General features: G+C 61.3%; 1 protein-coding gene and 1 pseudogene. Both read right to left on the reverse strand.

The features are described 5' to 3' along the window. Positions 1-292: 292 nt before the first annotated feature. Positions 293-751 carry a DUF1249 domain-containing protein gene (locus tag A3730_RS24550; protein ID WP_082872340.1) on the reverse strand — a complete coding sequence of 153 codons (459 nt, stop codon included), beginning with the start codon at positions 749-751 and terminating at the stop codon, positions 293-295. Then, positions 748-1,105, reverse strand: a pseudogene (gene nudF / locus A3730_RS32180) (ADP-ribose diphosphatase); the annotation flags it as partial. The pseudogene nudF and the gene A3730_RS24550, both read right to left, overlap by 4 nt.

Consider the following 1,105-nt stretch of genomic DNA (forward strand, 5'->3'; position numbering starts at 1 on the left):
ACAAATGACAGTCTGACAACTGCACGACTCGAAGGGGCTGCAACTGCTGCGTCAAGATCCCCGCTCCCGTAACCGTTATTATGGTCCCATATCTCGTTGACGGCCCTTCCTTGTACTCCCCAGTACCGCAAGGCCGCCCTCAACGTCACTTATAACCAAGATGATGGCACTTTTCTAGGAAACAGATCCAAGAGCTGGAATTGGTTACCATTTCTCTACGAAGAAACCGCAGAGCGGGTTGCTTCTGTATCCGGGGAGTGGCAGGCACCCACGCACTCACAGCGCCATCTGCTCAACTGCCAGTGACCTGTTGGCGCCAGGCCTGGCCACTGTCGCGGCCGTGGTCATGGAGGTGGCGCAGCCACTCTGCCAGAAACCGGTTCCACTGCACCTTCTCGTCGCGCTGATGCATGTTGCGATTAGGGTAGGCGTAGCGGGCGTTAACCCGCCGGAAAGGACGCGCTTCGGTGACTTCCGCCAGCCGCGCATCGTGGTACATGCGCACGGTGAGCCGAGACGCTGGCAAGGCTTCCAGCAATTCCTGATCTTCCAGACGCACCGTGGTGGTGTAGGGAGAACGCTCCAGCACACGCATCTGCAGGGTATGGGGATGCTGGTCATGTCCCACTTCCACCGCCATGCTGTCTCGCTCACCCAACGCCTTCATTAAGGGCAACAGGCGCGCATAGTTTTCCTCGCACTGGGTCATCAGCGCACGAAAATCCAGCCGGTAACGCTCGCGGCGGCTCACTGCCCGCCCCAGGCCGCATCCAGGCGGGCGCGGTTCAACAGCAACCATTGCAGGGCAATCAGCGACGCGGCGTTATCCACCTGACCGCTTTCCAGCAGCCCAGGAATGTCATCGGCACTCACGGTGACCGCACGAATGTCTTCGCCCTCGTCCGGACAGCCGAAAATGCCGCCAGCGCCGGCCAGATCGGCATGGCCCACGAACACCTGCAGGCGCTCATTGGTGCCACCGGGGCTGGGCATGTAGGCCGCGATCGGTTCCATGGTGCCCAGGGTCAGCCCGGCCTCTTCCACCGCCTCACGGCGAATCAGGTCGGCGGCACTTTCTCCGTCCTTGTCGGCGATGCCGGCAATC

The organism is Alcanivorax sp. HI0044, from assembly GCF_001634945.1.